Here is a 21,940-nt window from a genome sequence, read left to right on the forward strand (position 1 = left end):
GCGTCCGGGGCGACAGACTGGGCTGGTGTCCTCACCGATGACGATCCGCGCCGTGCTGACCTCGGCGCAGCGTGAGGAGATGCACCTCAGGCTCCATCTCGCGATGAGCGAGCGAGCGCGGCCCCTCGCGGCCGTCCCCGACGACCGGCCTCCTCACGACCTGCCGTACCGGGCGGCGCGCTCGACGCACCCTCGACGCCGGGCGCGGCGGCAGCACGCCGGGCGCACAGCGCCCTGACGCGACTCCCGCGCCGCCGACAACACGCCGCCCCCACTCGACGCCCGCACGTACCCACTCCAGACAGGACCCGCCATGACCTCCTCCCTCTCCCACCCGGCGAGCCGCTGGGCTCTCGACCACATGCCCCTCACCGCGCAGGCGGTCCGGGAGCTCGCTCCGGTGCTCTCCGGGAAGAAGCTGGCGATCTGCCTCCACGTCGAGCCCAAGACCGCCGCCCTCGTCTCGCTCCTCGTCGAGGCCGGGATGGACATCGCTCTGACGGGCTCGCCCGGAACCACGAAGGACGACGTCGCCGACGACCTCCGCACCCTCGGCGTGCACGTCCACACGAAGCAGAGCGACGGCGAGGCGGAGCACCTCCGCAACATCGAGAAGGTGCTCGAGCACGATCCCGATCTCACCCTCGACAACGGCGCCGACCTCACCCTCCGCCTGATCAATTCGGGCGTCCCGGACCACTACCTCGGCGGCACCGAGGAGACCACCACCGGCGGCATCCGCCTGCGGGAGAACAGCGCGACCCTCCCGCGACCGGTCGTCGTCATCAACGACTCGCCCCTCAAGCTGATCGTCGAGAACGAGTACGGGGTCGGCCAGAGCGTCGTCCAGGGCTTCATGAACGCCACGAACCTCATGATCCCGGGCACCCGCGCCGCGGTCATCGGCTACGGCCCGTGCGGACGCGGAGTCGCCGACACCCTCGCGCAGCTCGGAGCGCGGGTCTCCGTCGCCGACGTCGACCCGATCCGCTCGCTGCAGGCGATCCTCCGCGGCCACCGTGTCGGAGCCGTCGCCGACGTCCTCTCGGACGCGCAGTTCGTCTTCACCGCCACCGGCGCACCCGGCGTCATCGGCGCGTCGGAGATCGACGCGTTCGCCGACGGCGCCGTGATCGCCGGCGTCGGCCACTTCCCGTGGGAGATCGACGAGGACGCCCTCGCGGCCGCCACGGAGTCGACCACCGAGTTCGCCGACGGACAGCGCCGGCAGGGCATCCGCCTGAAGAACGGCAAGCAGATCGTCCGCCTCGAGAACGGCCGGATGATCAACCTCACCGCGGCCGGCGGGAATCCGATCCAGGCGATGGACCTCGGCCTGACCCTGCAGGCCCGGAGCCTCGCCGCTGTCGTCACCGCGGACCTCGACGCCGCCGTGCAGCCCGTCCCGGCCGACGTCGAGCACCGCATCGCGACCGACCTCGTCGCCCTCCTCAGCCGCTGAGGGGCGCCGGGCAGGAGGGTCTCGCCGGGCGCAGCGGGTCGGGATCGCGACCCGGCTGCGCCGACGTCGGCGCGGTTGCCGGCAGCAGGAGCAGGCATCCGTGGCCGCTCCCGCGAGGCCGAACCAGCGGGCCCGCCCGGCTCACGGGACCGTCACTCGCGGCCGAGCCAGTCCGTGATCGCGCTGACGACGCCGTCGAGGTGGGACTCGAGCAGGAAGTGCCCGCCGTCGACGAGCTCGATGCGCGCGTGAGGGGCGTCGCGGAGGAACGCCTGGGCGCCGGCGGGGGCGAAGATCTCGTCGTTCCGGCCCCAGACGGCGAGGACGGGGACTCCGGACTCGCGGATCCACGCCTGCACGGCGGGGTACAGGGCGCGGTTGGTGGCGTAGTCGCGGAAGAGCGCCAGCTGCACGTCGACCTGGCCGGGGCGGGCGAGGAGCGCGAGGTCGTGCTCCCAGGCGTCCGGATCGACGGTGGTGGAGTCGGGGACACCGTGGGTGTACTGCCATTCGACGGCCTCCCGGCCGAGGGCCGGTCGGAGGGCTTCGCGCGTCTCGTCGGTCCGCTCGGCGGCGTCGGCCCAGATCGGGTCCCAGAAGCCGGGCACGAAGCCCTCCTCGTAGGCGTTGCCGTTCTGCGAGATCACGGCGACGACCGCGGACGGATCGGCGAGGGCGAGGCGCCAGCCGACGGGGGCGCCGTAGTCCTGCACGTAGATCGTGTACCGGGTCACCCCGATGGTCTCGAGGAAGCGGCCGGTCACCGCGGTCAGGGCCGCGAACGTGTAGTCGAAGTCGTCGACGGAGGGCGCGGACGAGCGTCCGAAGCCGATGTGGTCGGGGGCGATGACGCGGTAGTGGCCGGCGAGGGCGGGGAGGAGATGGCGGAACATGTGCGAGCTGCTCGGGTATCCGTGCAGCAGCAGGAGGACGGGCGCGTCGGCGGGCCCGGCCTCCCGCCAGAAGACGTCGAGTCCGTCGACGGACACGGTGCGGTGATGGACGACGACCATGGCTAACCCCTTCAAAGAGATTTACTGGTTAGTCGGACGCTAGCATGGATCGAACGGGTCGCACGGCGCGGGAGGACGGAGAACGATGGATCGGGACGAGGAGCTGCTCCTGGCGGTGCTGAACAGCGCGCCCGTGGTGGACGGACAGCCGACGGACGACCTCGGCGACGCGGCCGGTCGCGAGCTCGCCCGGCGGTGGGGCGGAGTCGGCACCGAGGACGAGCTCGAGCGGCTGCGCCGCGCCCGCGACGCGCTCCAGGCCGTCGTGCGCTCGGACGCGCCCGCGGCCGTCACGGAGCTCGCGGACCTGGTCGCGCGCGCCGTTCGCACCCCGCGCATCACCGGTGAGGGCGTCGTGTGGGAGCTGAGCGCTCCCGAGCCGGATCGCCTCGCGGTGCAGTCGATCCTCGCCTGGTCCGCTGTGAACGCCCGGTTCCCCGGGCGGCTCCGCGCCTGCGCGAACGACGAGTGCAACCTCTTCCTCCTCGACCGCAGCCGCCCCGGCACCGCCAAGTGGTGCTCGATGGCGACGTGCGGCAACCGGATGAAGGCCCGCGCGCACGCGAGCCGGTCGCGGGACTGAGCGCGGCCGGGAGGCGCAGCGGCGAAGGCTACGCGGCGCGCAGCCGGGCCGTCGATGCGGACGCCTGCGCTCGAGCCCGTTGCAGGGCCTCCTCGCGTCCTGCCGCGTCGAGGCGGGCGGGACCGTAGGTGACCACCGGAGGCAGGACGTCGTAGCCGACGAACTCGAGCATCCCGCGATGGATGTGGAAGAGGAACGACTGCAGGTCGCCGTAGCCGTCGGCGGCGCCGGGCGCGAAGGCCGCCTCGCCGCCGCCCGTCGTCAGCAGGAGCATCGCGCTCCTGCCGCGCAGGCCGCCCTCGGCGAAGACGCCGTGCTCGCCTCCGAACGTCGCGCCCATCACGAAGACGCGGTCGATCCAGCCCTTCATGATCGCCGGCATCGAGAACCACCACAGGGGGAACGAGAGCACCAGGAGATCCGCCTGCATCAGCTCGTCGAGGTCGCTCGTGACGGGCTCCCCGAGCGTCTTCTCGAGGACCGCGGTCATCTGCTGCGCCTGCGGCTTGAAGTAGCCGGAGCCGGGCGCGAACTGGTCGCGGTGCAGCACCGGGTCCCGGCCCTCGGCGTACAGGTCGAGCCGTCGCACCTCCATGCCGTCGGCCCTCAGCTGCTCGAGGACCGCGTCCGCCTGCGCCGAGGAGAAGGACCGCTCCTCGGGATGGGCGTGGACGAGCAGAGCACGGCGAGCGGGAGCGGCCTCGGAAGCATCGGTCATGCGGCCGATCATATCGACGATTCGCGATATGTCGCTAGATCGAGGCTCCGAGCCGCTTCAGGAGCCCGTCGACGTCGGCGTCGCTCCTCCGGTAGTGGGTGTACTTCCCCACGCGCGTCGAGCGGACGAGGCCCGCGCGCTCCAGGGATCCCATGTACGACGAGATGGTCGACTGCGCGAGACCGCTCTTCGCGGCGAGATGGGTGACGCAGACCCCGAACTCGGCGCGGTCGGCGATCGGCTCGAACTCGCTGAACGACGCCTCGGGAGAGCGGAGCCACTCCATGATCTGCAGTCGCGTGGGATTGCCCAGCGCCTTCAGCACCTCGACCAGTCCCGTGTCCACCGCGCCATTCTCCTCCGCTCGCCGTCCGGGCGCCTCCGCGCCGGAATCACCCTCCGCCCGGACGCACCCCGCTCACGGCAGCAGGATCACCTTGCCGTCGAGCGTCCGGGACTCGGCGAGCTCCATCGCCTCGACGATCCCGGTGAGCGGGAAGCGGGCGGCGATGTTGGCCGTCAGCGAGCCGTCGGCGAGGAGTCCGAGCACGCGGCCGAGGTCCTCCTCGAGCCGAGCACGGAAGCGCGCGGGGCGCAGCGAGTGGCCCGCCCAGAGGTCGTAGAAGACCGCGCGCCGGCCGTTGGGGGCGAGCTGGTAGGCCTAGATCCGCGCGAGCTGGCGGAGGAACGGGGGCCAGATGCTCCCGGTGCTCGCGCTGACGATCGCGTAGGCGACGAGGGTGCCGCCGGGCGCGAGCAGCGACCACGCCAGCCGGGTCGTCGCTCCGCCGACGTTGTCGAACACGGCCTGCACTCCGCCGGGAGCGAGCTCGCGCACGCGAGCGGCGAGGTCGGGATCGGCGTAGTCGACGGGCTCCACTCCGGCCGCTCGGAGGGCCTCGTGGTGGCGGGGCGAGGCGGCGCCGATCACGCGGATCCCCTCGAGGCGGGCGAGGCGGTGCACGAGGCCGCCGACTCCGCCGTTCGCGCCGAACAGGAGGATCGTGTCGCCGCGGGAGACCCGGGCCGAGCGGTGCAGCATCTGCCACGCCGTCACTCCGTTGACCACGACGGCCTCGGCGTCCTCGGACGCGACTCCGTCGGGGACGAGAACGCAGTCGCGGGCGGCGACGCGGGCGTGACCCGTCCAGCCGCCGGTCTTGGTGAGGGCGGCGACGCGGCGGCCCTCGAGCGACGCGTCGCCGCCGGGGCCGACCGCGAGGACCCGGCCGACGAGGTCGTAGCCGGGCGTGAAGGGGAACGGCGGCTGGGCGAAGTAGCGGCCGCGGCGCATCGACTGCTCGGCGAACGAGATGCCGGTGGCCTCGACGGCTACGAGCAGCTCGCCGGCCGCGGGAGGCTCGACCGGCGCCTGCTCGAGGAGCAGCCCGGACGGCTCGACGATCCCGGGGAGGACGACGCGGGTAGTGGTGCGGGGAAGCGTGGTGGGCATGAGCGGCTCCTGAGGTCGTAGGTGAGTGACTGAACAGTCACAACGGCGGTTATGAAAAGGGATGATGGCGAAGAGGAGAAGGAGGAGGGAAGGAAGAAGAGGAGGAGAGGCGAGCGCCGCGGACTCAGTCGCGGTGCCGGATGCCGTCGGAGACGATGCGGGCCCACTCGGAGTCGACGCCGCCGAGGTCAGTCTGCACGATCAGGTGGCAGAGCTGCCCGTAGGCGATGAAGCGCTGCACGGCCGGGCCGTCGGCTCCGGAGACGACGGTGACCGTCCGGACGACCGCGGAGATCCCGCGGCACACCGCCTCGCGGATCTCGGGGACCTCGCACGCGCTCTGCGCCTGCGACTGCAGCATGATCAGGTCACGGTCGGCGATCAGGTCGATGTAGGCGACGGTCATCGCCTCGAGCCGGTCGGCCGGGTCCGAGGAGGGCGAGGCCTCCCCCGCCGCCGCGAGCGTGGACGCCACCTGCTCGTAGCAGCGGTCGACCGCGGCGACGAAGACGCCGAGCTTGCCCGGGAACAGGCGGAAGACGTAGGCGGGCGAGACGCCGGCCTCGGCCGCGACCTCGGTGATCGGAGTCGCGGCGTAGCCGGTGCGCGCGAACACGTGGAGCGCCGCCGCGGTGATCCGCTCGCGCTGCGCCTCGGCGGTGGAGCGGGTGGAGGGAGAAGGCATGTGACTGATCGAACACTTACTTTGCTCGCCTGTCAAGAAGGGCTGCCGGACGGATCGAGACTGCGGCCCCGATCAGGGGCACCTCCACGATCCGGTCCGGCACGCGGCAACGGCAGGCCTAGCGATCGTGGAGCCCGCCGCACACCCCCTACCCCGCACCCCCACCCCGCCCCTAGGTTGGGGGGACCCGCATCGCCGACCGCGCACCACTGAGTTCCGATGGAGGAACGCCATGGCCACGACACCCGTGCTCCGCAGGATCGCGATCGCGCTGGTCGCGGTCGTCGCAGTGGGAGTGGCGGGTGCCGCACCGGCGTCCGCTCTCGACAGGCCCGTCTCCGGGTACCTGAAGGACAGCGGGCTCACGCCCGAGAAGATCCGCGACTTCCTCGGCGGACCCCTCATCTCGCCCTCGACGCAGGTGGGCTACGGCGGAGCGGTCTCGAGCGTCGACGCGAACGCGAGCCGCGTGGGCATGGAGGTGCTGAAGCGCGGCGGCAACGCAGCTGACGCCGCTGTCGCCACGGCCGCGGCCCTCGGCGTGAGCGAGCCCTACAGCGCCGGCATCGGCGGAGGCGGGTACTTCGTCTACTTCGACAAGGCCTCCGGCGAGGTCAGCACCATCGACGGACGCGAGACAGCGCCGGCCGGCATCACCTCGGACGCGTTCCTCGACCCCGCGACCGGAGCCCCGTACCCGTTCACCCCGGACCTCGTCTCCTCCGGCGTCGCGGTCGGCGTGCCCGGCACGGTGGCGACCTGGGACACCGCGGTCGACCGCTTCGGCACCCTGCCGCTCCCCGTCGTGCTGGCGCCCTCGATCGCGCTCGCGGCGAAGGGCTTCCGGGTGGACGAGACCTTCCGCAACCAGACGCTCGACAACCTCGAGCGGTTCCAGGCGTTCCCCGACACGGCCGAGCTCTTCCTCCCCGGTGGGGACGCGCCGAAGGTGGGCAGCACCTTCCGCAACCTCGACCTCGCGAAGACGCTGACCTCCATCGCCGTCCACGGGCCGGACGCGTTCTACGAGGGCGCGCTGGCCGCCGAGATCGCCGACACGGTCCAGAACCCGCGGATCGCCGAGGGGTCGGACCTCCCCGCCCCGGCCGGCACGATGACCGCCGCCGACCTCGCGGCGTACTCGGTCGCCGAGCAGGCGCCGACCCGCGTCTCCTACCGCGGACTCGACGTCTACGGGATGGCGCCCTCCTCCTCCGGCGGGATCGCGGTCGGCGAGGCCCTCAACATCCTCGAGAACCACGACCTCGCGGCCGAGGACACGGGCAGCGCCCTGCACCTCTACCTCGAGGCGTCCGCCCGCGCCTTCGCCGACCGCGGCGCCTACGTCGGCGACCCGGCCTTCGTCGACGTGCCCACCGAGACGCTCCTCAGCCAGGAGTTCGCGGACTCGCGGGACTGCACGATCGACCCGGCGACCGCCTCCGTCCGCCCGGTCGCGCCCGGCGCTCTCGACGGCTCCGGATGCGCGACCGCCCCCGCCGCGGAGGAGCCGGACACCGAGAACATCTCCACGACCCACCTCTCGGTCGTCGACAAGTGGGGCAACGCCGCCTCCTACACGCTCACGATCGAGCAGACCGGCGGCTCGGCGATGACCGTCCCCGGCCGCGGCTTCCTCCTCAACAACGAGATGACCGACTTCTCCCCCACCTTCGTCAACGGGGACCCGAACCGGATCGAGCCGGGCAAGCGCCCGCGCTCGTCGATGTCGCCGACGATCGTGCTCGACGGCGGGGACGTGCGGTTCGTCGTCGGCTCGCCGGGCGGATCCACGATCATCACGACGGTCCTGCAGACCCTGGTCAACCGCATCGACCTCGGCATGACGCTCCCCGAGGCGGTGGCAGCGCCCCGCGCCTCCCAGCGCAACGGCGCGACGACCTCGGCCGAGCCCGAGTTCATCGAGGCGTACGCCGACGACCTCGCTCCCTTCGGCCAGCAGCTGGTCCCCTCGGGCGACACCTTCACCTCGGCCGCGCAGATCGGGGCGGTGGCCGCCATCGAGGTCGACCCCTCCGGCCGGATGACCGCGGTCGCCGAACCGGTGCGGCGCGGCGGCGGCGTCGGGCTGGTGGTCCGGCCCGAGAAGTGACGCCCCGGAGCCTCCGCGGCCCGCTGAGAGGAACCGTCGGCCGGCCGCCCCTCTCGCCCGAGAGCGGTCCTCCGCGGGAAGGAGGCGTCTGCGACACTGGGGAGATGTCGTCGTCGCGCCCGCTGCGCACCCTCCGGGGTGTCGTCGCGGCGACGGTGGCGACGCTCGTCGCGCTGTTCTCGCACGTGGCCGGTGGCGGCCAGATCCCGGGTCCGCTCGGTGTCGCGATGCCGCTCGTCCTGTCGGTCCTGGTGTGCGTGGCGCTCGCCGGGCGCAGGCTCTCCCTGGTCCGCCTGGCGGCCTCGGTGGGAGTCAGCCAGTTCCTGTTCCACACGCTCTTCACGATCGGGACCTTCGCGGGGCCGGTCGATGCGCCGACTTTGCACGCGCACCACGGTGCCATGATCGACGTCAGCGCGGCGATGACGCACAGCGGGATGACCGGCTCCTCGATGTGGGCGGCGCACCTCGTCGCCGCCGTCGCGACGACCGCGGCGCTCCACCGCGGCGAGTCCCTCCTCGTCCGAGTCGCCGCGACGACGAGCCACCTCGTCACCCGCCTGGTGCGGGTCCTGCCGGCTCCGGTGGCCGCTCCTCGACCCGCGCGACGCTCCTCCTTCGAGCTGCGCGACGTGCTCCCCCTCGCCTCGGGCGTCTTCCCCCAGGCGGCGTTGCGGCGCGGCCCCCCTCTGCAGCCCGCCTCCTGATCATCGACGCGAGCCGCGGCGAGGACCTCCCCGGAGGTCCCCGCGGCGTCTGACCGACCCGTCTCCTCCCCGGACCCTCGCGAACGGCGCGCCCCTCACCGGGACGGCGGAGGCCGACGAGCGCGACTTCGAGGCGACGACGACCATCGGCTTCCCGGTGATCCCGGAGTTCTCGCACATGAGGCGCGCCCGCTCGGAGAACACCACCGAGCGCTTCCACCGCCGGGCCTACAACTACGACGACACCCCGACGGGCGAGGACATCTCGAACTCCGGGCTGATCTTCGCGGCGTTCCAGGCCGACGTCACCGCGCAGTTCGTGCCGATCCAGAAGCGCCTGGACGAGCTGGACCTGCTCAACGAGTGGACGACGCCGATCGGCTCCGCCGTCTTCGCGATCCCGCCGGGCTGCGTCGAGGGCGGCTACATCGGCGACACCCTCCTCTGACCCTCACCGGCACCCGCCACAGCACCGAAGGACCGGAAGCATGACCACCACCGCCACGAGACCCCGCGACTCCGCCGACACCCCGCCCCCGCCGCGCAGAAGCAGCGCAGGCTGGCTCGGACAGCTGCTGCTCCGCCTGCACTTCTCCGCCGCCCTGTTCGTCGGGCCGTTCATCCTCGTCGCCGCGACCAGCGGAGCGCTCTACGCACTCACCCCGCAGCTCGAGCAGGTCGTCTACGCGCAGGAGCTGCACGCCGCCGAAGCGGACACCTACCTGCCCCTGGCCGACCAGATCGACGCCGCCGACGCGTACACCGGAGGCGGGCAGAGCATCGTCGCCGTCCGCCCCGCCCCGAACCCCGGCGACACCACCCGGGTGATGTACGCGGACCCGGCGCTCGGCGCCAGCGAGACCCGCGCGGTCTTCATCGACCCGGCCACCGCCGACGTCCGCGGCGACCTCACCGCCTACGGCACCAGCGGCGCCCTGCCGTTGCGGACCTGGATCAGCGACCTGCACCGGACGCTGCACCTCGGGGACGTGGGCCGCTCCTACAGCGAGCTCGCCGCCTCCTGGCTGTGGGTCGTCGCCCTCGCCGGCCTGGGCCTCTGGATCATCCGCCTCCGCCGCGCCCGCGTGAAGAGGGACCTGCTGCGCCCCGCGCCGAGGACCACCGGCTACAAGCGCCTGTTCTCCTGGCACGCCTCCACCGGCGTCTGGCTGCTCGTCGGCGCCCTGTTCCTCTCGACCACAGGCATCACCTGGTCGCTCTACGGAGGCGGGAACTTCGAGACTCTCCGCTCCGCAGTCGGCTGGACCACGCCCTCGCTGGGGACGACGCTCGGCGACCGGACCGGCGAGGTGGCCGACGAGCACGCCGGGCACGCCGGACACGGCGCGGCCACCGACGACGCCGTCGAGTCGACGGCGGGCTACTCGCCGGCCGCCTACGACTCGGTGCTCTCGGTCGCCCGCGAGGTCAACGTGAACACGGGACTGGTCGAGATCCGGCCGCCCGCGGCGGAGGGCTCGGCCTGGGTCGTGCAGGAGATCCAGCGCAGCTTCCCGACCGAGGTCGACGGCGTCGCGATCGACGGGAGGACGATGCAGGTCGTCGACCGGGTCGACTTCGCCGAGTTCGGCCTCGTCGCCAAGCTCTCCCGCTGGGGCATCGACACGCACATGGGCTCGATGTTCGGGCTGCCCAACCAGCTGCTGCTGTTCGTCACCGCGGCCGGCATCGCCACGATGGTCGTGCTCGGGTACCTGATGTGGTGGAAGCGCCGCCCCACCCGCGGTTCCCGACGGCTCGGCGGCACCCCGCCGGCCCGGGGAGCGCTCCGGCGCGCGCCGTGGTGGGGAGTCGCGTCCGTCCTGGTCGTCGCCACCGCGCTCGGGCTGTTCCTCCCGCTCCTGGGTGCGAGTCTCGCGGCCTTCGTGATCGTCGACACGCTGCTGGGGCTCCGACCCGCGCACCGCTGAGCGCGCGGGCGTCGGCCCGGTGAGGTCCACCGGGCCGGCGTCACAGCCCCTTCGGGAAGCCGAGGGAACGCAGCGCGGGGGCGAGGCCCTCCCACTGGTCACGCCGCTCCGCGTCCCGGTCGGCGTCGCTCCCCCGGATTCCGACCGCCTTCCTTACCGTTATCTCCGTGGATCCGGGGCAGTTGTAGGCTCCGGAACGCGCCAGGGGTCCCGGGTATGGCTGACCGCCTTCAGCCGCCTGATGGCACGCCGTGATGAGCCGCCCGGGACCCCGCAACGGCAGGACCGCTCATTGAGAAACGCGACCAGATCGCCCCGTAAGGACATGCCGGCACGGTCGTTCACGGCGCACCGCAGCCCTCAACGGAAGGACCCTGCATGCCACAACTCTGGGCCGGTATCGACGCCGGCAAGACCGACCACCACTGCCGGTGAGGGTGCATCGATGATGCTCATCGCGCGCCTCCGAGCCAGAGTCCTGTTGCTGCGGCGATGACGCTGAGGAGGAGCGTGCCGAGGGCGTTGATGGCGGAGGCGAGTTGGCGTCCTTCGGCGAGGAGACGGACGGTTTCGAGGCTGGCGGTGGAGAAGGTGGTGTAGCCGCCGAGGAAGCCGGTGCCGAGGACGAGTCGCCACGGCTCGGGGGCGATGCCTGCGAGGGCGAGGCCGGTGATCAGGCCGAGGAGGAGTGATCCGGTGACGTTGATGACGGTGGTGCCCCAGGGGTAGGCGCCGCCGGTGCGGGCCTTGATGAGCCCATCGAGGAGGAGCCGTGTTGCGGCTCCGATTCCACCGGCGAGGGAGAGCGCGAGGAACAGTGCGGGTGTCATGCCGGCACCTTCCTCTGCGTGCGTCGCCGGTGGAGTGCTGCGGCGAGGGCGACTCCGGTCCAGGACGCGAGGGCACCGAGCAGGACGGTGCCGAGCGCGTAGAGGGCGGCGGGTGCGGGGTGTCCTGTGGTGAGCAGGTGGGCGGTGTCGGTGGCGAGGGTGCTGTAGGTGGTGAAGCCTCCGAGCGCTCCGGTACCGAGCAGCAGCCGTGCGGTGCGGCGTCGGCCCTCGTCGCTGCCGGCTCTGGCGAGGCTCTCCAGGAGTACGCCGAGCAGGAGCGCGCCGACGATGTTGATGGCGAAGACGACGGTGTCGAAGGCGGGATCGGCGGGGAACGCGAGGGTCAGGCCTTCCCGCGCCCCGGTCCCGACCGTGCCGCCGGCGGCGACGAGGAGGAGGTATCGCGGACGCAGGTGCACGGGTCGTGGCGTCCCGTCGGGGGCGTCGTCGAGGTCGCTGTCGACCGGCAGCTCGGGGTCGGGGTCCGGGGGGCGGTGACGGTGGCGGTCATCAGTCACGGGGAGTGGGACCTTTCGGGAGGGGGCGGGTCAGTGGGTGAGACCGTAGTGCAGCGTGGGGTCGAGGTGTTCGATGTCGACGAGGCGGTTGTACTTCGCGACCCTCTCGCCGCGCGCGGGGGCGCCGGATTTGATCTGCCCGACTCCGGTTCCCACCGAGAGGTCGGCGATGAAGGTGTCGAGGGTCTCGCCGGAGCGGTGGGAGACCATGCAGCGCATGCCGGCGTCGTGCGCGGCCGCGATCGCGTCGAGGGTGCCGGTGATGGTGCCGATCTGATTGGGCTTGATGAGTGCGGCGTTGGAGTAGCCGTCGCGGGCTCCGTCGCGGATGCGGTCGGCGTCGGTGACGTAGAGGTCGTCTCCCACGAGCTGCACCCGGTCGCTGATGGCGTGGGCGAGGAGGGCCCAGCCCTCGTGGTCGTCCTCGGCGAAGCCGTCCTCGATGCTGCGGATCGGGTAGTCGGCGATCAGCTTCTCGTAGTAGCGGGCGAGTGCGTCGCGGTCGAGATCGGTGCCGGCGACGGTGTAGTGGCCGTCGCCGTGGAAGAAGCCGTTCGCGGCGGGATCCATCGCGATCGCGATGTCACCGGTGCCGGGCTGGTATCCGGCGTCGGTGATCGCTGCGACGAGGAGGTCCAGGGCGTCTTCGGGCCGGTCGATGGGGGGCGCGAAGCCGCCCTCGTCGCCGAGCCCGGAGGTGCCGTAGGCGGTGCGGACGCGGGCGGCGAGGGCGTGATAGATCTCGGCGCCGACCTGCACTGCCTCCTCCTCGGTGCCGGCGGAGACGGGGGCGATCATGAACTCTTGGAAGTCGAGGCCGTTCGCGGCGTGCGCGCCGCCGTTGATGACGTTGAAGTGCGGGACGGGCAGGGAGGCGGTCGCCCCGGTGTGATCGGCGATCCACCGGTGCAGGGGCAGGCCGGTGCGCGCGGCGAAGGCGCGGGCGGCCGCGATGGAGACGGCGACGACGGAGTTCGCTCCGAGGCGGGCGAGGTTCGCGGTTCCATCCAGCGCTCGCAGCGCTTCGTCGATCTCGCGAAGCGAAGTCCAGGAGTGATCGAGCAGGAGGGCGCGGATCTCGCCGTCGACGGCCGCGACAGCGGAGCGGACTCCGCGTCCGCCGAACGCGGGGCCGCCGTCGCGCAGCTCGACCGCTTCGAACGCGCCCGTCGAGGCGCCCGCGGGGGCGGAGGCGTCCAGGACGGTGTCGTCGTCCAGACGCAGGGTGACAGCGACGGTCGGGAAGCCGCGGGAGTCGAGGATCTGCCGTGCGGCGACGTCGGTGATGACCAGCGGGTGTCCGGCGGGGTGGGTGACGTACTCGCCCGTCCCGTGGATGCTGGTGCGGGTGTGGCTGATGTAGGCGTTCATCAGGTTCCTCCTTCGTGGGCGAGCGTGATCGCCGCCCGGTCGGCTCTTGCGGGGTCGAGGTAGCGTCCGCTCCTCGAGATCGGTGTCCCGGACGGCCCGGTGTCGTACAGGTACGGCTGACCCGTCGGGATGTTCAGATCGCGGACCGCGGCATCGCCGAGGTCCTCGAGAAGGGCGCGCAGCGCGCGCAGGGAGTTGCCGTGCCCGACGATGAGCACCGTCTCGCCCTCCTGGAGGGCGGGCATGATGCGCTCCTCGAGGAGCGGCTGCAGTCGGTGGACGACGTCGCGCAACGACTCCATCTCCGTCATCGCCTCGGCCGGCTGCCCACGGAACGCCGCGGACCTGTGCAGCTGCACGAAGGCGGCGGCGGACAGAGCAGGCGGGCGGACGTCCATCGACCGGCGCCACTCCAGGAAGGCGTCGGCCCCGTACCGGGCTCCGACGGCGCTTGTGGACAGGCCGGTGAGCGCTCCGTAGTTGCGCTCGTTCAGCCGCCACTGGGCCGCGACGATCCGCGGCCGCCCGGGAAGGGCGCCGGCGATGATCCGGGCCGATTCGGTGGAGCGTTGCAGGGTCGACGTGAGGATCAGATCGGGGTCGATCGATGCGTCCCTCAGTACCGTCGCGGCCTGTCGCGCTTCGTCACGTCCGAGGTCGGTGAGGGGGACGTCGAGGACGCCGCAGAAGAGACCGTCGGCGTTGCCGGTGCTCTCACCGTGGCGCACGAGGACGAGCGGGGGATGCGCGGGCATGGGTCACCTACCTGGTCTCTGATCGAGAAGGTAGGAACCATCAGCCTCGGCGGCAGTTCGAGCTCACGCTCGGGCGGGATCCATCACCACTGCCGTCAGCCTACGCCCGCACCTCGGTCAGGACCAGGGCAGCGGCTCCGAATCATCGACCGGGGCGAGGGGGATCATGAGGGCCGGCCGGTGCTGACGGTGAGCGAGACGGGCGCCGACGGCGCCGGAGAAGACCTCCTGCACGGTGCGACGCAGAGACGGCTCCTTCGTGCCGACAATGATCATGACCGCATCGACACGGTCCGCGAGCTTCGCCAGAGCGTGTGCAACGTCACCGGCCATCTGATGCGTCTGCCACGGGACACGGTCACCGACGATCCGGTCAAGCCGCTCGAGGATCGCAGGATCTGGAGCCAGTGGAGTGTCGCAGATGCACTGCGGGCGACACCGGCCCCTTCCCCAGGGTCCGGTCCCCGCCAGCTGCCCGCGCGTACACGTGCGGACGCTGCGGCGTACCCGGATCGGCTGCTACTGACGAAGCGCGCCTCGGGAACGAACGGTGGGATCACGCTCGACCCGACGATCGGGGTGTCGTCGAGGATGGCACGCGGTCGAACCGATCACCATGGAGACCACCGCGCGCGAGACGGTGAGAAGCAGCTCAGGCGCAAGGGGGTCTCGGATCGTCGTTGTCGCGGTTCACTCACTGCATGGATGGTCTGCCCTTCGTTGTTCTCGTCGCCATCTTTCTCGCCGCCGCCGCAGTGGTGTGGATCGTCGGCATCCAGTTGTCGAAGGCCACGGACGTTCTGGATGCGCGTCTGCACCTGGGGAGTGCGCTGGGCGGTCTGATCGTTCTCGCCGTCGCGACGAACCTGCCGGAGATCGCGATCACCGTGTCCGCCGCGCTCTCCGGGAACCTGGACGTCGCGGTCGGCAACATCCTCGGCGGCATCGCACTGCAGACCGTGGTCCTCGTCGTCCTCGACCTGTTCGGCAAGCGCGGAAGAGGTGCGAAGCCGCTCACCTACCGTGCCGCGTCCCTCACACTCGTGCTCGAGGGGCTCGTGGTCGTCGCGGTGCTCGCCGTCGTCATCGCCGGCAGCCAGCTGCCCTCCGGACTGGAAGTGCTGCGCCTGACCCCGGACGTCGTCCTCATCGCCGGCCTCTGGGTCGTCGGGCTGCTGCTCGTGCAACGCTCCGGCAAGCACCTCCCCTGGCACGAGGACGGGCGGGCCCCCGACGCGACAGCATCCCCCTCGAAGAAGAAGACGCACCCGATGAGCACACGCAAGGCGACCATCGTGTTCACGATCTCCGCCGCGGCGACCCTCCTCGCCGGTGTCGTGCTCGAGCGCGCCGGTGACGCAGCATCCTCGCAGCTCGGTCTCTCCGGGGTGCTGTTCGGAGCCACCGTGCTCGCTCTCGCCACCTCCCTCCCCGAGATCTCGACCGGGCTGCAAGCCATCAAGCAGGGCGACGACGACCTCGCCATCAGCGACATCTTCGGCGGCAACGCCTTCCTCCCCGTCCTGTTCCTCGTCGCCACCGTCCTCTCCGGCACCGCAGTCCTCCCGCAGGCGAACTCGTCCGATATCTACCTCACCGCTCTCGCCGCCCTGCTCACCCTCGTCTACATCGTCGGACTGATCTTCCGACCCACCCGCCGCATCGCCGGCATGGGAATCGACTCGTTGATCGTGCTCGCGCTCTACACCGTCGGCATCGCGGGACTCTTCGCCATCACCGCGACATGACGTCCGTGCCGCCGTGGGCAGATCGACCAGATCGCTGCAGTTGAGCAGACACGGCCGCTGGCGTGATCGGCGTTGCGACGAGCCGTGCACCGGTCAGCGCATCTCGTGCGCGATCTCCAGGAACGCCGCCGCGGACGACCCGATGCGATCGGACCAGATGGCGCGGAGGGGTCGCACGAGTGCTGGTCCGCGGAGGGGCACTCGTATCAGTGAGCGCGCGGCGAGATCTGTTTCGACGGTGAGGATGCTCATGACGGCGGGCGCGATGCCGGCGCGGGCGTTCGCTCGGATGATCGCCGTCGTCTCCAGGATCGCGGCGGGAGTCGTGAGTGCGAGCCCGGCGTCGTGGAGCCATGCTTCGAGGGTCGTCCGGGTGCCGGAGCCTTCCTCTCGCGTCAGCAGTGCGGTCCCGGCCAACTCCTCGGCGCTGATACTCGCCGCGCGTGCCCAGGGGTGGTCGGGTGCCACGACGACAGCGAGTTCGTCCTCCGTGACCACGTCAGAGGAGAGCGTGGCCGTGGACGCTGGTGTCTCGACGAATCCGAGTTGCGCGGCACCGGATCTCACGAGCTCTGTGACCGTGGCTGAATTGCCGGCGATCAGCTGCACACTCACCTCGGGTGTGCGCTGTCGGAATTCGAGGAGCCAGCGTGGGAGCAGCAGTTCGGCGATGGTCTGCGACGCCGCGAGAACCAGTGAGCCGGTCGGCTGTCGCAGTGCTGCCGCGCCCGCCTCGAGGCGGCGGGACGCCTCGAGGACCGGGCCGGCCAGCTCGAGCACGAGCCGGCCCGCGTCGGTCATCAGGGACCCGGTCGGAGAGCGGCGCACGAGCGGCTGCCCGATGGCGCGCTCCGCGACCCGCAGACGCGCCGAGACGGCCTGCTGGGTGACGCCGAGGTCTTCGGCAGCGCGGGAGAGCGAGCCCGCCTCGGCGATGCGTTCGAGCACCTCCAGCGTGTCGAGATCCAGGATCCGGTCCGTCAATCGCCGCGTCGCCACAAGCACTCATTGTGCCCCGCCAAGACGATCGCTGTATCGGCTGGTGCCGGCGATGCTCAGGCTGGAGGCATGACAACTTTCTCCCCCGCCCGCGCATCTTCCTCGATCGGGCATCCTCCGCGGTCGAGGCGCTTGTTCCGGGAGCTGGAGCATCCGGGACTGATCGTGTCGAACCTGACGCCGAACTGGTTCGCGTCGATCATGGGCACCGGCATCGTCGCGGTCGCCGCCGCGTCCCTGCCACTCCAGTTCCCCGGACTCCGTACCGGGGCCACCGTCGTCTGGGCGATCGCCGCGCTGCTGCTCGTCGCGCTGACGGTCGCGACCGGGCTGCACTGGGTCCGCTACCGCGGTACAGCGGTGAGGCACCACCTGAATCCCGTACTCTCGCACTTCTACGGCGCGCCGCCCATGGCGTTCCTCACTGTCGGCGCGGGAACCCTCCTCCTCGGCAAGGACTGGATCGGCCTGCCGGCCGCTGTCACCATCGACTGGGTGCTCTGGGGTGCGGGGACTCTCGGCGGGCTGGTGACGGCGGTCCTGGTGCCCTACCTCGCGTTCACCCGGCATGAGAACAAGCCCGATTCGGCGTTCGGCGGCTGGCTGATGCCGATCGTTCCGCCGATGGTGTCCGCTTCCACCGGCGCACTGCTGCTGCCGTACGCGCCCGCCGGGCAAGCGCGGGAGACGCTCCTGTGGTCCTGCTACGGCTTCTTCGGCCTCAGCCTGGTCGCGTCGCTGGTGGTGATCACCCTGATCTGGAACCGGCTCGCGCAGCACAAGGTCGGAGCGGCGGGGATGGTGCCGACGCTGTGGATCGTCCTCGGTCCGGTCGGACAGTCGATCACCGCCGTGAATCTGCTCGCCTCGAACGCGCCCACCGTCGTGGACGCCGGCATGGCGCGTGCGCTGCTGGTCGTGGCTCTGGTGTACGGCTTCGCGATGCTCGGCTTCGCACTGCTCTGGACCGTCATCGCCCTCGCGATCACCCTCCGCACCGCGAAGGAGCACCTGCCGTTCAGCCTGACGTGGTGGTCGTTCACGTTCCCCGTCGGCACCTGCGTCACCGGACTGAACGGCCTCGCCCTGCACTCCGGTCTCACGGTTGTCGCCGGCCTCGCGGTGCTCTACTACGTCGGCCTGGTCGCCGCGTGGATCATCGTCGCCGCCCGCACGTTCCACGGTTCCGTGATCCGCGGAACCCTGCTCGCACCACCGCGGCCGGCCTGACCGGGATCGAGGACCATCGTGGACATCCGGACCCTGAACGCCCTCGCCGAGACCTGGCGGAGTACCGCGGACGCGACCGGACGCTTCGTTCCGGGCTTCGATCCCTGCTCCGGCGGCACCGCCAGTCGCGTCCTGGTGCTGATGCAGTCACCCGGCCCTCGGACGATCGCCGCGGGATCCGCTGCCGTCTGCAGCGAGGACAACCTCGGGCCCACCGCCGCCGCGTTCCGGGCGGCCCGCATCGAGTCCGGACTCTCCCGCGACCACTACGTCCGGTGGAACCTCATCCCGTGGGAGATCCCTGGCCGCGTCCGCCCCGCGGACATCGAGGAGGGTCGGCTCGCGCTCGGTGAGCTGCTGGAGCTGCTGCCCGCGCTCGGCGCCGTCGTCACCTACGGGACCGTGGCGCTCGACGGGGTCATGCGCTATCTGACCCTGCACGATGATCCCCGTGTCGTCCCCGTCCTCGCGGCACCGCACCCCTCACCGGCCAACGGGCGTCACCGCGCCGACCAGCACCTCCGCTCCGTGAACGCGCTCCGCCTCGCGAATCGTCTCGGATCCGGTCGGCGAGTCGCAGACTGACGGCACTGAAGGGAGACGTCCGCGTCTCGGTCGTCACCGGTCGTCGTGACCGATGAGGTGTTGATCTCAGACGGTCCCCGTCCTCGGACCGCTGACGGGAGCGGCCTGGTCGTCCACGACGTCGACGGTGTACGCCGCGCCGTGCTCGAGCGTGTGGCCGACGGTGCACTGGCGATCCACGGCCCGGTGGGTGCGTTCGGACAGTGAGGCGATCCGCTCGGGATCGAGCGCCGACAGGTCGGCGCGGATCACGGCGGTGATGGAGTCGTAGCGGTCCTCGCCCTCGGGCTTGGTCGCGGTGATGTCGGTGGTCGCTTCGAAGTCGGCTCCGAGTCGGCTGGCGAGGATGTGGTCCGAGGAGAGCATGCCGCAGGCGGCGAGGGCGAGGTGCAGCAGCTCGCCGGGCGAGAACACGCCGTCGGCGTCCGACCCGCCGATGCGGACCTCGGCTCCTCGCGCGTTGCGGCCGATGAAGCTTCTCGGGCCCTCGCGGGTGATGTGCAGCGGTGTGGTCTCGGTGCTCATGGTCTGCTCCTGTCCTGTGTCCGCGGCACCGCGGGCAGTGTCGGTGTCTCCTGCGGGTGGGCGGTGTCTCAGGTGTCGGTGCGGACGAGGGGGGAGTTCGTGCCGCGGACCCTGATGTCGACGCCGGTGATCTCCGACCGGGCGATGCCCGTGGACGCCGCCAGGTCGACGGCGCGCTGCCCGGCCGCCGTCCAGGTGGCGACGGTGATCGTGCTGCCGTCTGTGCGGGTGATCACGAGTTCGTACTCCGCGTCGGCGGGCGCATCACCACTGTAGGTGCAGCTCCACTCCAGCCGGGTGCCCCACGGCTTCCCCTCGACCTGGATGTCCGCAGCGAGAGCGGGATCGTCCGCGATCGGGTCCATCGGTTCGAGGGTCGCCTCGCTCGCCACGGGAGCACCCGCGATGCCCGTGCCGAGAGCGACACCTCCGAAGACGGAGGCGGTGACGGCGGCCGCGACGGCGAGGGACGTCACCAGCCGGCGCCGACGTCGGCGCGTCCGGACACGGTGAGCGATGGCGGGCAGCGTCACCGGGGAGGGCGGCGCGTCCTCGCCGTCGTCCGATGCGCTGATGGCGAGAGCGTCCTCGACGGAGAGCCGACCGACGATGCCGGGCAGTCCTGCCAGCTCTGCCACGGCCGCGCGGCAGGCCGCGCAGCCGCTGAGGTGCTGCTCGTACTCGAGTCGCTGATCCGCGGGGAGAGCGCCGAGGACGTAGGACGCGTCCCAGTCGCGGTACTCGTCCTCCGTCGCAGAGCTTCCGTGGTGGTCGTTCATCGGGTGACGCCCCTTTCCTGCAGAGCCAGTCGCAGTCCGCGCAGTCCGTAGTGCAATCGAGATTTCGCTGTTCCCTCGGGGATGGAGTGCCGGCGGGCGATCTCGGGGACGGTGTGTCCGAGGAAGTACGCGTCCACCACGATCCGACGATGCTCCACCGACAGCGATGCGAGAGCGTCGGCGACGAGGATGCTGTCCAGGACTGCGTCGGTGTGATCGGGGACGGCGCCGCCGCCGTCCTCGTCCTTCGCCGGCACTTCGCGTCGGCTCCGAGCGGAGCGGGCGTCGTCGATGACGAGGTTGCGGGCGACGGTGAACAGCCACGCGCGAGCGGCGTCGGCGTCGCGTTCGAGGACCTGCGGGCGCTGCCAGGCCCGGACCATCGTCTCCTGCACGACGTCCTCCGTCAGCGCCGCGTTCCGAGTGAGGTTCTGCACGAAGCGCCGCAGCGCCGGGCCGTGACTCTCGTATAGCGCCGCCAGGAGCTCATCGACGGGGCGGGGCACAGTGCTCACCGCCTCGAAGCGCCACGGTGCGCTCCCTCATCACGGTTGCTGCGATCACTGCCGGTCATCCCTTCCGTCCATGCCTGTCGAGAACCGGCGACCCGGCCCGACGATGCGCTTCGCTGCGCGGGGACGGGTCGCCGTCGCATCAGGACGCCGGGGTGGCGGTGCTCATGGCCGCGGCTTCCTTGTTCATCGTGCCGTCAGGGAGGAGGACGTACCAGGCGTCCTTCACACCCTGCCCGTTGACCTGGCCCGGCGCGGTGTCCTTCGCGAACCGGTAGACCGGCCATCCGTCGACGGTCAGCTGGGTCGTCCCGTCGGTGCGGGTGATCGAGCCGACCTCTCCGGTGATCCCGTCCGCGGCGGTCGTGCTGGACGCCGACACGGCCGGCCAGGTCGTGGCGCACTCGTCGTAGCAGCTGCTGCTGCCCGAGTTCTGCGTGTCCTTGGCGAATGTGTAGACGGTGTAGCCGGCCTCGTCCGTGATGATCTCGCCCAGCGGCGAGGACGCCGTCGTGAGAGCCGCCGTCCCAGCGGAGGCGGTCGCGGTGGCGGAGGCCATCGCGGTGGCGGAGGGGCTGTCGGCCGGCGCTTCCGACGAGGCGGCCGAGCCGGCGGCCGTCGAGCATCCGGCGAGAAGGACGGCGGCGAACGCCGCAGTCGTCACAGTGGTCGCGATTCGCTTGAGCATGATGCCTCCTGTAGTGCGGGGGCCGAGGTGGTCCCACCGAGGACACGACACAGCAGTCGCGGACGTTCAACGACGCGAGAAGATCGCTGGGAGAGCATCCGCGCAGCGGGCGGATTCAGTGAGAGCGACGATCCGTTGCGCGCTCCTTCGCGTGAAGGCCCGAGGCTGCGCGCTGCTCTCCACGGCGGCGTGCGAGCAGTGATCGACCATGTGCGCGACGGCCGCGGCCTGCCCGGCCGCCCGCGCGGCAGCGGTGGCGGCCGGCTCGCCCGCCTGCGTCGCGGCGCGGGCTGCGGCGTGCGCCGCGAAGGCCGCCGAGCGGCACTCCGTCATCGGAGCCTCGCCCCGCTCCCACGCGAGGAGGACGTCGAGCGCGCGCCGGGGCCGGGGATCGTCCGGGTCCCACTCCTCGAACGCCGGGAGGGCGCGCTCCGCGCACTCCGCCGCCCACCGCGCGAGCGCCCGGTGGACCTCCGGCTCCGGATCCGCCCAGGCCTGCTTCTCCGATCCGCCCACGGGTCTTCCTCCGATTCCGGAGCTCAGCTGGCTCTTCCCAGATGAGGGTGTAGGTCGGCCGGGAGCGTCGGTCCGCAGATAGACGTCGAGGTCTCCCGACGACGGAGGTTCCTACGCCATCCGTCCGAAAGACCTCGACGTGACCGACGCTACCCCGCCGGCCGGCTTCAGCCGCCCTGACCTGACCGCCTTCGCGTCTCATCCCAGTCGACCCTGATC

25 protein-coding genes, 2 pseudogenes and 1 riboswitch are annotated in these 21,940 nt (G+C 71.5%); of the genes and pseudogenes, 9 read left to right on the forward strand and 18 right to left on the reverse strand.

Annotated features, from left to right (window positions below):
* The first annotated feature begins 313 nt into the window (after window positions 1–313).
* Window positions 314–1,462: an adenosylhomocysteinase gene (locus C5C55_RS12315; protein WP_104234114.1), complete on the forward strand. Its 1,149-nt coding sequence runs from the start codon at window positions 314–316 to the stop codon at window positions 1,460–1,462.
* Between the two features lie 152 nt (window positions 1,463–1,614).
* Here the strand turns inward: C5C55_RS12315 and C5C55_RS12320 are convergent, their stop codons facing one another.
* Complete coding sequence (locus tag C5C55_RS12320) at window positions 1,615–2,475, reverse strand: alpha/beta fold hydrolase (protein WP_104234115.1); 861 nt, start codon at window positions 2,473–2,475, stop codon at window positions 1,615–1,617.
* An 85-nt stretch (window positions 2,476–2,560) separates the two neighbouring features.
* On the opposite strand from C5C55_RS12320, the gene C5C55_RS12325 reads away from it, so the two are divergent.
* Entirely contained in the window at window positions 2,561–3,058 is a 498-nt protein-coding gene (locus C5C55_RS12325) for a CGNR zinc finger domain-containing protein (RefSeq protein WP_104234116.1), read from the forward strand.
* Between the two features lie 28 nt (window positions 3,059–3,086).
* On the opposite strand, the gene C5C55_RS12330 is transcribed toward C5C55_RS12325, so the two are convergent.
* The 5 genes from C5C55_RS12330 to C5C55_RS12345 form a co-directional block, all read right to left on the reverse strand.
* Window positions 3,087–3,776, reverse strand: a complete 690-nt coding sequence (locus tag C5C55_RS12330) for an NAD(P)H-dependent oxidoreductase (RefSeq protein WP_104234146.1) — start codon at window positions 3,774–3,776, stop codon at window positions 3,087–3,089.
* A gap of 34 nt (window positions 3,777–3,810) precedes the next feature.
* Window positions 3,811–4,122: a helix-turn-helix transcriptional regulator gene (locus C5C55_RS12335; RefSeq protein ID WP_244230566.1), complete on the reverse strand. Its 312-nt coding sequence runs from the start codon at window positions 4,120–4,122 to the stop codon at window positions 3,811–3,813.
* Window positions 4,123–4,194: 72 nt separating this feature from the next.
* Window positions 4,195–4,374: a zinc-binding dehydrogenase gene (locus C5C55_RS16760; protein ID WP_258072555.1), complete on the reverse strand. Its 180-nt coding sequence runs from the start codon at window positions 4,372–4,374 to the stop codon at window positions 4,195–4,197.
* A gap of 63 nt (window positions 4,375–4,437) precedes the next feature.
* Window positions 4,438–5,229: a zinc-binding dehydrogenase gene (locus tag C5C55_RS12340; RefSeq protein WP_219813013.1), complete on the reverse strand. Its 792-nt coding sequence runs from the start codon at window positions 5,227–5,229 to the stop codon at window positions 4,438–4,440.
* A gap of 124 nt (window positions 5,230–5,353) precedes the next feature.
* Window positions 5,354–5,914, reverse strand: a complete 561-nt coding sequence (locus tag C5C55_RS12345; protein ID WP_104234117.1) for a TetR/AcrR family transcriptional regulator — start codon at window positions 5,912–5,914, stop codon at window positions 5,354–5,356.
* Between the two features lie 232 nt (window positions 5,915–6,146).
* Between C5C55_RS12345 and ggt the strand changes: the two genes are divergently transcribed.
* From ggt to C5C55_RS12365, 4 genes and pseudogenes are all read left to right on the forward strand, one after another.
* Window positions 6,147–8,027: a gamma-glutamyltransferase gene (ggt, locus tag C5C55_RS12350; protein WP_104234118.1), complete on the forward strand. Its 1,881-nt coding sequence runs from the start codon at window positions 6,147–6,149 to the stop codon at window positions 8,025–8,027.
* Window positions 8,028–8,131: 104 nt separating this feature from the next.
* Window positions 8,132–8,734 carry a hypothetical protein gene (locus tag C5C55_RS12355; RefSeq protein WP_104234119.1) on the forward strand — a complete coding sequence of 201 codons (603 nt, stop codon included), beginning with the start codon at window positions 8,132–8,134 and terminating at the stop codon, window positions 8,732–8,734.
* Between the two features lie 67 nt (window positions 8,735–8,801).
* Window positions 8,802–9,182, forward strand: a pseudogene (locus C5C55_RS12360) (Dyp-type peroxidase); the annotation flags it as partial.
* A gap of 40 nt (window positions 9,183–9,222) precedes the next feature.
* Window positions 9,223–10,665 carry a PepSY domain-containing protein gene (locus C5C55_RS12365; RefSeq protein ID WP_104234120.1) on the forward strand — a complete coding sequence of 481 codons (1,443 nt, stop codon included), beginning with the start codon at window positions 9,223–9,225 and terminating at the stop codon, window positions 10,663–10,665.
* 452 nt (window positions 10,666–11,117) lie between these two features.
* Here C5C55_RS12365 and crcB read toward each other — a convergent pair whose 3' ends face one another.
* The 5 genes from crcB to C5C55_RS17035 all read right to left on the reverse strand — a co-directional run bounded on the left by crcB (window position 11,118) and on the right by C5C55_RS17035 (window position 14,652).
* Entirely contained in the window at window positions 11,118–11,495 is a 378-nt protein-coding gene (crcB, locus tag C5C55_RS12370; protein ID WP_104224798.1) for a fluoride efflux transporter CrcB, read from the reverse strand.
* A complete protein-coding gene (locus C5C55_RS12375) occupies window positions 11,492–12,013 on the reverse strand; it encodes a fluoride efflux transporter FluC (protein WP_374953769.1) in 522 nt (173 codons plus the stop codon). The genes crcB and C5C55_RS12375 overlap by 4 nt, the downstream gene beginning before the upstream one ends.
* Before the next feature lie 30 nt (window positions 12,014–12,043).
* Window positions 12,044–13,384, reverse strand: a complete 1,341-nt coding sequence (gene eno, locus C5C55_RS12380) for a phosphopyruvate hydratase (RefSeq protein ID WP_104234121.1) — start codon at window positions 13,382–13,384, stop codon at window positions 12,044–12,046.
* Window positions 13,384–14,139, reverse strand: a complete 756-nt coding sequence (locus C5C55_RS12385) for a 2,3-diphosphoglycerate-dependent phosphoglycerate mutase (RefSeq protein WP_104234122.1) — start codon at window positions 14,137–14,139, stop codon at window positions 13,384–13,386. The genes eno and C5C55_RS12385 overlap by 1 nt, the downstream gene beginning before the upstream one ends.
* Before the next feature lie 24 nt (window positions 14,140–14,163).
* Window positions 14,164–14,236: riboswitch (Fluoride riboswitch) on the reverse strand.
* A gap of 20 nt (window positions 14,237–14,256) precedes the next feature.
* Window positions 14,257–14,652 (reverse strand): universal stress protein, encoded by a 396-nt coding sequence (locus C5C55_RS17035; RefSeq protein WP_374954241.1) that lies wholly within the window; start codon window positions 14,650–14,652, stop codon window positions 14,257–14,259.
* 188 nt (window positions 14,653–14,840) lie between these two features.
* On the opposite strand from C5C55_RS17035, the gene C5C55_RS12395 reads away from it, so the two are divergent.
* Window positions 14,841–15,887 carry a sodium:calcium antiporter gene (locus C5C55_RS12395; protein ID WP_104234124.1) on the forward strand — a complete coding sequence of 349 codons (1,047 nt, stop codon included), beginning with the start codon at window positions 14,841–14,843 and terminating at the stop codon, window positions 15,885–15,887.
* Between the two features lie 93 nt (window positions 15,888–15,980).
* On the opposite strand, the gene C5C55_RS12400 is transcribed toward C5C55_RS12395, so the two are convergent.
* A complete protein-coding gene (locus C5C55_RS12400; RefSeq protein ID WP_258059817.1) occupies window positions 15,981–16,667 on the reverse strand; it encodes a LysR substrate-binding domain-containing protein in 687 nt (228 codons plus the stop codon).
* A gap of 63 nt (window positions 16,668–16,730) precedes the next feature.
* Window positions 16,731–16,892: pseudogene (locus C5C55_RS16880) on the reverse strand (LysR family transcriptional regulator); the annotation flags it as partial.
* Window positions 16,893–17,051: 159 nt separating this feature from the next.
* Between C5C55_RS16880 and C5C55_RS12405 the strand changes: the two are divergent.
* Window positions 17,052–18,116, forward strand: a complete 1,065-nt coding sequence (locus C5C55_RS12405; protein WP_020624523.1) for a TDT family transporter — start codon at window positions 17,052–17,054, stop codon at window positions 18,114–18,116.
* 18 nt (window positions 18,117–18,134) lie between these two features.
* Window positions 18,135–18,701: a uracil-DNA glycosylase family protein gene (locus tag C5C55_RS12410; protein WP_258072551.1), complete on the forward strand. Its 567-nt coding sequence runs from the start codon at window positions 18,135–18,137 to the stop codon at window positions 18,699–18,701.
* A 66-nt stretch (window positions 18,702–18,767) separates the two neighbouring features.
* On the opposite strand, the gene C5C55_RS12415 is transcribed toward C5C55_RS12410, so the two are convergent.
* The 5 genes from C5C55_RS12415 to C5C55_RS12435 form a co-directional block, all read right to left on the reverse strand.
* Complete coding sequence (locus tag C5C55_RS12415; RefSeq protein ID WP_104234127.1) at window positions 18,768–19,226, reverse strand: OsmC family protein; 459 nt, start codon at window positions 19,224–19,226, stop codon at window positions 18,768–18,770.
* 68 nt (window positions 19,227–19,294) lie between these two features.
* Complete coding sequence (locus tag C5C55_RS12420) at window positions 19,295–20,005, reverse strand: anti-sigma factor (RefSeq protein ID WP_055794430.1); 711 nt, start codon at window positions 20,003–20,005, stop codon at window positions 19,295–19,297.
* Window positions 20,002–20,511 carry a sigma-70 family RNA polymerase sigma factor gene (locus tag C5C55_RS12425; RefSeq protein WP_055794427.1) on the reverse strand — a complete coding sequence of 170 codons (510 nt, stop codon included), beginning with the start codon at window positions 20,509–20,511 and terminating at the stop codon, window positions 20,002–20,004. The genes C5C55_RS12420 and C5C55_RS12425 overlap by 4 nt, the downstream gene beginning before the upstream one ends.
* A 148-nt stretch (window positions 20,512–20,659) precedes the next feature.
* The gene (locus C5C55_RS12430) at window positions 20,660–21,205 is read right to left on the reverse strand and encodes a hypothetical protein (RefSeq protein ID WP_104224787.1); all 546 of its coding nucleotides are present in this window, start codon (window positions 21,203–21,205) and stop codon (window positions 20,660–20,662) included.
* A gap of 66 nt (window positions 21,206–21,271) precedes the next feature.
* A complete protein-coding gene (locus C5C55_RS12435; protein WP_146080949.1) occupies window positions 21,272–21,721 on the reverse strand; it encodes a putative immunity protein in 450 nt (149 codons plus the stop codon).
* Window positions 21,722–21,940 lie beyond the last annotated feature (219 nt).

Origin of the sequence: Rathayibacter sp. AY1C2 (assembly GCF_002931195.1) — a bacterium.
Taxonomy (GTDB): domain Bacteria; phylum Actinomycetota; class Actinomycetes; order Actinomycetales; family Microbacteriaceae; genus Rathayibacter.

What these genes read in the sequence shown, in the direction of transcription:
- C5C55_RS12315 (WP_104234114.1), top strand. Translation starts at nt 314, where the DNA reads ATGACCTCCTCCCTCTCCCACCCGGCGAGCCGCTGGGCTCTCGACCAC.
- C5C55_RS12385 (WP_104234122.1), bottom strand. Translation starts at nt 14,139, where the DNA reads ATGCCCGCGCATCCCCCGCTCGTCCTCGTGCGCCACGGTGAGAGCACC.
- C5C55_RS12395 (WP_104234124.1), top strand. Translation starts at nt 14,841, where the DNA reads ATGGATGGTCTGCCCTTCGTTGTTCTCGTCGCCATCTTTCTCGCCGCC.
- C5C55_RS12415 (WP_104234127.1), bottom strand. Translation starts at nt 19,226, where the DNA reads ATGAGCACCGAGACCACACCGCTGCACATCACCCGCGAGGGCCCGAGA.
- C5C55_RS12325 (WP_104234116.1), top strand. Translation starts at nt 2,561, where the DNA reads ATGGATCGGGACGAGGAGCTGCTCCTGGCGGTGCTGAACAGCGCGCCC.
- C5C55_RS12365 (WP_104234120.1), top strand. Translation starts at nt 9,223, where the DNA reads ATGACCACCACCGCCACGAGACCCCGCGACTCCGCCGACACCCCGCCC.
- C5C55_RS12330 (WP_104234146.1), bottom strand. Translation starts at nt 3,776, where the DNA reads ATGACCGATGCTTCCGAGGCCGCTCCCGCTCGCCGTGCTCTGCTCGTC.
- C5C55_RS12340 (WP_219813013.1), bottom strand. Translation starts at nt 5,229, where the DNA reads ATGCCCACCACGCTTCCCCGCACCACTACCCGCGTCGTCCTCCCCGGG.
- C5C55_RS12420 (WP_055794430.1), bottom strand. Translation starts at nt 20,005, where the DNA reads ATGAACGACCACCACGGAAGCTCTGCGACGGAGGACGAGTACCGCGAC.
- C5C55_RS12355 (WP_104234119.1), top strand. Translation starts at nt 8,132, where the DNA reads ATGTCGTCGTCGCGCCCGCTGCGCACCCTCCGGGGTGTCGTCGCGGCG.
- crcB (WP_104224798.1), bottom strand. Translation starts at nt 11,495, where the DNA reads ATGACACCCGCACTGTTCCTCGCGCTCTCCCTCGCCGGTGGAATCGGA.
- C5C55_RS12320 (WP_104234115.1), bottom strand. Translation starts at nt 2,475, where the DNA reads ATGGTCGTCGTCCATCACCGCACCGTGTCCGTCGACGGACTCGACGTC.
- ggt (WP_104234118.1), top strand. Translation starts at nt 6,147, where the DNA reads ATGGCCACGACACCCGTGCTCCGCAGGATCGCGATCGCGCTGGTCGCG.
- C5C55_RS12345 (WP_104234117.1), bottom strand. Translation starts at nt 5,914, where the DNA reads ATGCCTTCTCCCTCCACCCGCTCCACCGCCGAGGCGCAGCGCGAGCGG.
- eno (WP_104234121.1), bottom strand. Translation starts at nt 13,384, where the DNA reads ATGAACGCCTACATCAGCCACACCCGCACCAGCATCCACGGGACGGGC.
- C5C55_RS12430 (WP_104224787.1), bottom strand. Translation starts at nt 21,205, where the DNA reads ATGCTCAAGCGAATCGCGACCACTGTGACGACTGCGGCGTTCGCCGCC.